Annotated in this window: 5 protein-coding genes and 2 pseudogenes; 6 read left to right on the top strand and 1 reads right to left on the bottom strand. The window is 74.0% G+C overall.

Going from position 1 to position 6,662, the window contains the following annotated elements:
* Positions 1-35: 35 nt before the first annotated feature.
* A pseudogene (locus AC0CYZ_RS00210) lies at positions 36-257 on the top strand (CoA transferase); the annotation flags it as partial.
* Here the strand turns inward: AC0CYZ_RS00210 and AC0CYZ_RS00205 are convergent.
* Positions 249-407: pseudogene (locus AC0CYZ_RS00205) on the bottom strand (CoA transferase); the annotation flags it as partial. The pseudogenes AC0CYZ_RS00210 and AC0CYZ_RS00205 sit on opposite strands and share 9 nt — an antisense overlap.
* Between AC0CYZ_RS00205 and AC0CYZ_RS00200 the strand changes: the two are divergent.
* The 5 genes from AC0CYZ_RS00200 to AC0CYZ_RS00180 all read left to right on the top strand — a co-directional run.
* Entirely contained in the window at positions 408-1,442 is a 1,035-nt protein-coding gene (locus AC0CYZ_RS00200; RefSeq protein WP_472210812.1) for a CobW family GTP-binding protein, read from the top strand.
* 105 nt (positions 1,443-1,547) lie between these two features.
* Complete coding sequence (locus AC0CYZ_RS00195; protein WP_472210809.1) at positions 1,548-2,000, top strand: MarR family winged helix-turn-helix transcriptional regulator; 453 nt, start codon at positions 1,548-1,550, stop codon at positions 1,998-2,000.
* The gene (locus AC0CYZ_RS00190; protein WP_472210806.1) at positions 2,000-4,606 is read left to right on the top strand and encodes a PEP/pyruvate-binding domain-containing protein; all 2,607 of its coding nucleotides are present in this window, start codon (positions 2,000-2,002) and stop codon (positions 4,604-4,606) included. Before AC0CYZ_RS00195 ends, AC0CYZ_RS00190 begins: the two co-directional genes overlap by 1 nt.
* 557 nt (positions 4,607-5,163) lie before the next feature.
* The gene (locus AC0CYZ_RS00185) at positions 5,164-5,577 is read left to right on the top strand and encodes a VOC family protein (RefSeq protein ID WP_472210802.1); all 414 of its coding nucleotides are present in this window, start codon (positions 5,164-5,166) and stop codon (positions 5,575-5,577) included.
* Between the two features lie 195 nt (positions 5,578-5,772).
* Positions 5,773-6,662 (top strand): transposase (locus tag AC0CYZ_RS00180; protein ID WP_472210799.1); only part of this gene is annotated, 890 nt, incomplete at its 3' end.

Here is a 6,662-nt window from a genome sequence, read left to right as displayed (position 1 = left end):
TCGCCGGCCCCTACGCCACCCAGTGGCTCGGCGAGATGGGGGCGGACGTGGTGAAGGTCGAGCCACCCGGGGGCGAAGACACCCGCGGCTGGGGCACGACCTTCCTCAACGACGAGGGCGACGACGACGAGCGTCAGTCGCTCTACTACCTCTCCACTAACCTCAACAAGCGCGGCATCGTCCTCGACCTCAAGACCGACCGGGGGCGGGAGGCCGTCCACCGGCTCGCGTCCCGGGCCGACGTCCTCGTCGTTGAGGAAGGGCGGACCCCAGCCGCGGGTGTCGTCGCCGCCGGGGGGCTCGACCTTGACGACGTCGGCGCCCATCTCCCCGAGCCACTGGGTGGCGTAGGGGCCGGCGAGCACCCTCGACAGGTCCAGGACGCGGATGCCCTCCAGCGGACGCACGTGCGGACCCTACGTCGGGCTGTGGCAGGGTCGCCGGACGTGCCTGGTCGTCGCGATCGGACGGTGCCGGTGGTCCTGGTGGCCGGCCACCTCGGCGTCGGGAAGTCGTCGCTGGTCAACCACCTGCTGCGCCACGCCGACGGAACCCGCATCGGCGTCGTCGTCAACGACTTCGGGGCGCTGGGGATCGACGCGATGCTCGTCGCGGGGCAGGCCGACGCCGTGACCTCCCTCGCGAACGGGTGCCTGTGCTGCACCACCGACGCCGACGGCCTGTCCGCCCTGCTCGCCGACCTCACCGCGCCCGCCGCGGCGCTGGACCTCGTCGTCGTGGAGGCCAGCGGGCTCGCCGAGCCCCGCGAGCTGGTGCGGCTGCTGCTGGCCTCGACCGATCCGCACGCGACGTACGACGACGCGCGGCCCGACCTGGACCAGGCCCGGCTGGCCGACCTCGCCGTCGTGAACGGCCTGGATCGGGTGCAGCCCAGTGCCGTCGGAGCCGCCGAGGCGGCCGTCGCGGCGGTGCGGGCAGTGGCGCCCGGCGCCGTCGTCGGGACCCGGCACGGGGCGCTGGACCCGGCGCTGCTCGTCGACCCGGTCGTGCGTCCGAGGCCCGCGCAGCTGGGCCTCGACGAGCTGCTGCGCGAGGTCGACGGGGCCCACCCGCACGAGGCCGCGCAGAGCGTGTCGTTCGTGTCCGACCAGCCGCTCGATCCGGGGCGGTTCGCGGCGTTCCTCGAGGCGGGCCCGGCCGGGGTGGTACGGGCGAAGGGGATCGTGCGGTTGCCGGGCGACAGCGGGCGCTGGGAGGTCCAGACCGTCGGCACGGCGATCCGGGTGCGGCCGGCCACGACGCGAGCGGGCGTCGGTGGGGCGCGGCTGGTGCTGATCGGCTCCGGGCTGGACGAGCCCGCACTGCTCGCGGCGCTGGCGACGTGCGTCGTCGGGGACGACGAGCCGGCGCCGTCGGCGCACGCGGCGCTGGCGCTGACCCGGCATCACGAGGCTCTCGCCCGCTCCACGTCCCGGTCGTGACGCCGGGGCGGGAACGGGACGGATCGCCGCCGTAGCGCGCCCCTTGCGATCTCCCACGGTTGAGGTGCACTCTCGCAATGGTTGCATCGACGCAAGGAGATGATCGTGGACGAGCGGGACGAGCTGGCCGCCAGCGTCGGCGAGGTGCGACGCGCCCTGGTGCCCACGTTCCTGCTCGGACTGCTCGCCTCGCTGGACGCCGAGGACGAGCTCTCGCTCACCCAGCTCGCCACCCTCTACGTCCTCGACGCCGGCGAGACGGTGACCCTGGGCGGCCTGGCCGCCCGCGTGGGGCGGTCGGTGTCGGCCACCAGCCGCTTCGTCGACGGGCTGGTGCGCCGCGGGCTGGTGGAACGCACCGAGCACCCCGATGACCGCCGAACCCGTGCCCTGGCCCTGTCCTCCGACGGTGATGCCCTGCTGCGCCGCCTCGAGCGCACCCGCGCCGAGGCGCAGCTCTCGCTCGCCGCGCAGCTGTCCGAGTCGGACCGCGCGCTGGTCGCCCGCGCGATGGCCCTGCTCGCCGACGCCGCGCGGCGGGACCGGAAGGAGAAGTGATGACCGACCTCGTCGTCGGGCTGGAGGCGGTCGACCCCGGTCACCCCGACACCCTTGCCCGTGTCGGCGGCAAGGCCGCCAACCTCGCCGCGCTGGTCCGGGCGGCGTTCCCGGTGCCCGGCGGCGTCGCCGTCACCACGGCGGCCTACCGACTCGCCGTCGGGGATGCGCTGGACCCCCTGCTCGACGCGCTCGCGACCGCCGTCCCCGACGACGTCCCGGCCCTCGCGGTGAAGGCGCGCGACCTCGTCGCGGCGGTGCCGGTGCCGGCGGAGGTCGACCGGGCGCTGCGTGCCGCACTCCCCGACGGGCCGGTGGCGGTGCGGTCGTCGGCGACGGCCGAGGACCTACCGCACGCCAGCTTCGCCGGTCAGCAGGACACGTTCCTGCACGTGATCGGAGCCGACGCGGTGCTCGACGCGGTCCGGCGCTGCTGGGCGTCGCTGTGGACCGACCGCGCCGTGGCCTACCGAGCCGCGACCGGCATCGACCACCGCGCCGTCGCGCTGGCCGTTGTCGTGCAGGAGATGGTCGACGCACGGGTCGCCGGGGTGCTGTTCACCGCGAACCCGGTCACCGGTCGCCGTCGGGAGGCGGTCGTCGACGCCGCGGCCGGGCTCGGCGAGGCCGTGGTGTCCGGGGCCGTCGACCCTGAGCACCTCGTCGTCGCGCCCGACGGCACGGTCACCGAGCGACGCGCCGGCGGTCCGGGGGTGGTGGTGCGCCCGCTTGCCGGCGGCGGCACCGAGAGCGTCGCGGTCAGCTCCGACGACGCCCGGCTCGACGACGCGGCCCTGCACCGACTGGTGGCCCTCGGGCACGCCGTCGAGGATCTGTTCGGCCGGCCGCAGGACATCGAGTGGGCGCAGGACGCCGCCGGGGTCCTCTGGCTGACCCAGTCCCGCCCGATCACCACGCTCTACCCGCGGGTGGGCCCGGCCGACGACCTGCGGCTCTACCTCTCCGCCAACGTCGCCCAGGGCGTGTTCGGCCCGATCACACCGATGGGTCGGGCCGCCGCCCGACGGCTCGGCGCCGGCGTGGCCGAGCTGCTGGGGCGACCGGCACCCGACCCGGACGCGGGGCCGCCGATGCTCACCGACGTCGGATGCCGCCTCTGGGTCGACCTCACCGAGCTCCTGCGCAGCCGGGTGGGTCGCGTCGGGCTGCGCGGCCTCCTCGGGGTCATGGAAGCCCGGTCGGCCCAGGTCGTGGCCTCCCAGCTCGACCAACCCGCCTTCGCCGTCACCCGCCGCTCCCCGCTGCCGGCGCTGCGCCGCGTCGCCCGGGTCGCCGCGCGCCACCGGCTGCCGCTGCTGGCGCTGCAGGCCCTGCTGCGCCCGGCCGCGGCCCGGGCCCGGGCGCTCGACGTGGTCGAGACCCGCGGCGCCGAGCTGGCGGCACCCGCGGGCGCCACCCGCCCCGAGCGCCTCGAGCACGTGCGCTGGATGCTCACCCACCGCTTCGCACCGGTGGCCCCGCAGCTCGTGCCGGCCCCGATCGTCGGCTTCCTCGCGCTGGGCCTCGCCTCACGGCTGCTGCGCGGTCGGGTGCGGCCCGGCGAGCTGGGCATGGTGCTGCGCGGGCTGGAGCACAACGTGACCACCGAGATGGACCTCGCGCTGTGGGCGCTCGCCGACCGGCTGCGCGGCGACCCCGCCACGGTCACCGCGGTGACCGGGACGCCGCCCGCGGAGCTGGCCCGTGACCGGGGTACCTGGCCACCCGCGCTCGCCGACGGTCTCGGTGGCTTCCTCGCGCGGTGGGGGCACCGCGGCGTGGCCGAGATCGACGTCGGGGTCCCGCGCTGGCGCGACGACCCGGCACCGCTGCTCGGGGTGCTCGCGAACTACCTGCGCCTGGACGCTGCGGGGGCCGCCCCCGACGCGGTCTTCGCCCGGGGTGCGGGCGAGGCGGAGGCGGCGGTGCGGGAGCTCGCCGGCCGGGTCGGCGGCCTGCGCGGGCGGGTGGTGGCCGCGGCGCTGCGCACGACGCGGGAGTTCGCGGGCCTGCGGGAACTGCCCAAGTACTGGCTGGTCACGGTGCTCGGCGCCGCGCGTGCCGAGCTGCTGGCCGTGGGCGCCGACCTCGTCGCCGGCGGGTGGATCGACCGCGCCGAGGACGTGTTCTTCCTCGACCTGGACGAGGCCGGGCGCGACGCCGACCACCGTGCACTCGTGCGGGAGCGCCGCGCCGAGCACGAGCGCGAGCGGGCGCGCCGGCACGTCCCGCGGATCGTTCTCTCCGACGGCACCGAGCCCGAGGCGCTGCTCCCGGGACCGGTCGCCGAGGGCGCGCTCGTGGGGACACCGGCCTCGGCGGGCGTGGCGACGGGGCCGGTGCGGGTGGTGCTCGACCCGGCCGACGCCCACCTCGACCCCGGCGACGTGCTGGTGTGCCCGTCGACCGACCCGGGCTGGACGCCCCTGTTCCTCACCGCCGGCGCGCTGGTGATGGAGATGGGCGGGGCGAACTCGCACGGCGCCGTCGTGGCGCGGGAGTACGGGCTGCCGGCGGTGGTCGGCGTGCGCGACGCGGTGGCGCGGCTGCAGGACGCGGCGACGGCTCGCGTCGACGGCACGGTCGGGACCGTCGAGGCCGTGTGAGTACATCCCCGACACAGAGGCGGTCACCGGAGGCTCGCTGGCGCCCGGACAGCGCGTAGGCCGGGCCGCGGAGGAGCTGGTGACGGCCGAGGTCATACCACTGCGTGGTCGTGGGCACTCCGTACGAGGAGCGGAGTCGATGCGGCCACGCCACGTATGCACGGCCGCTTTCGGGCTACTCGAGCGTGACCTGACCTACCGCTACATCAGCGTGGTCGAGGAAGACGCCGTGGCAAATCCTCCCGGATGCGAATTCATCCGGCTGAAGCTGCCGGCCATGAACCCCACCCCCAACTGGCCGTGCCCCCTCATCAGCCAGAAGGGTGTGTACACCGACGCCTGGCGGCCGAGCCCACGGCCGGGGCCGCCAACGGTGCCAGCTTTCCGTGACCGGCCATCGCCGGTCCGGCCGGTGGCTTCGCTCCTCCTTCCGGCCCCTCGTTCGCTGCTCCCCTGGGAGTCGACAGAGTCGACCATGCGAAGGATCGGTGTGAAGCGTCGGGATTGTCGGACCCATCTGCGATGATGCCCTTCCCATACGAGCCAAGGGATCGACCATGACTTCCCGTCTCAACCCCTTCATCTACTTCGGCGACACCGCCCGTCAGGCCATGGAGTTCTACCGCGACGTGTTCGGCGGAAATCTCGCGATCAGCACGTTCGCCGAGTTCGGCGAGGCCGACTCGCCGGACGCGAACAAGGTCATGCACGCTCAGCTGGAGACGTCGAAGGGCTTCACGCTGATGGCGTCAGACACCCCGCGGGGCGTGGAGTTCAAGCCCGGCACCAACATGTCGGTCAGCGTGTCCGGTGACGACTCCGCTGATCTGCACGGTTACTGGGAGAAGCTGTCCGAAGGCGGCACGGTGACCGTGCTGCTGGAGAAGCAGGCATGGGGCGACGAGTTCGGTGCCTGCGTCGACAGGTTCGGCGTCTCGTGGATGATCAATATCGACCAACGACGACAGTGATGTCGGCAAGCGGCCGTTCGACCATGTGGTTCGAAGGCCGTCGCTTCCTGCATTCCGTGGGCGACACGGGCCGCGTTAGCCCGGGCTCTTCATGAGCTCTGTGAGGCTGCGGGGGTGTTAATGGACGAAAGTGCCCTCTGAGCAGGGAAGACTTGCGGGTCGACATAAGTCCCCGAGCCGGAGGGCACTTCCGAGGTGGACCCTGCAAGCACGCGACCACCGATCATGGTTACCGCGGACGGGGCGGGGGTGGTGTCACATGCGGGGTCGCGACTGTTGGCCGACCTCGCCGACCGGACGGGCTTGACCGGCCGGCTCGGGATCGAGCTCGCCGGGGTGCGCAAGCGTCGCCCGACCCATGATCCGGGGCGGGTGCTGGTGGACATGGCGGTGGCGGTGGCCGACGGCGCTCGGACCATCTCCGACGTCGCGGTGCTCGAGCAGCAGCCGACGCTGTTCGGGCCGGTGGCGTCGGATTCGACGTGCTGGCGGCTGCTCGACGCTCTGGATGAGCGCGCCCTGGTCGGTGTCGCCGCGGCGCGGGCGGCAGCGCGTGAGCTGGCCTGGGCGCAGCGGACCGAGACCCGAGGGACGCCGTTCCCGGCCTCGACAGCAGCGGGACAGGTGTTGCCGGGGTTGGTGATCGACGTGGACGCCTCGATCGTGATCGCGCACTCGGAGAAGGAACAGGCGGAGCCCACGTTCAAGGGCACGTTCGGCTACCACCCGTTGATGGCGTTCTGCGACAACACCGGGGAGTTCCTCGCCGGTGTCCTGCGACGCGGCAACGCCGGCGGTTCGAATCCCGCCGGGGGCACCACCGGTCGACCAGCAGCAACATCGTCAGCCGAGGGGCCCTATGCCCGTGACACGAGTGCTCCGTGTCTCGTGCCACCTCGGAAGCGACGGCAGCGCCGACTGTGCGGGACGGTGGCGGTCGGGCCGGGGCTCAGATGTTGGACGCGTCCGGGGGCAGGTCGGCCGGCGGCACGGGTGATCCTCCGTCCCCCGCGGCGTGGGGGCAGGAGAGGTCGAGGGTGTACGCCGTCATCGACAGCGACCCGAACGCGTAGCCGTCGACGAGG

It is taken from the genome of Actinomycetospora sp. (assembly GCF_055612215.1).
Note: the sequence above shows the minus strand (reverse complement) of the source record. Positions and strands in the feature narration are given on the sequence as shown.

Bases quoted from the DNA above. Each gene is read 5' to 3' on its own strand.
- AC0CYZ_RS00190 (WP_472210806.1), top strand. From the start codon at position 2,000: ATGACCGACCTCGTCGTCGGGCTGGAGGCGGTCGACCCCGGTCACCCC.
- AC0CYZ_RS00185 (WP_472210802.1), top strand. From the start codon at position 5,164: ATGACTTCCCGTCTCAACCCCTTCATCTACTTCGGCGACACCGCCCGT.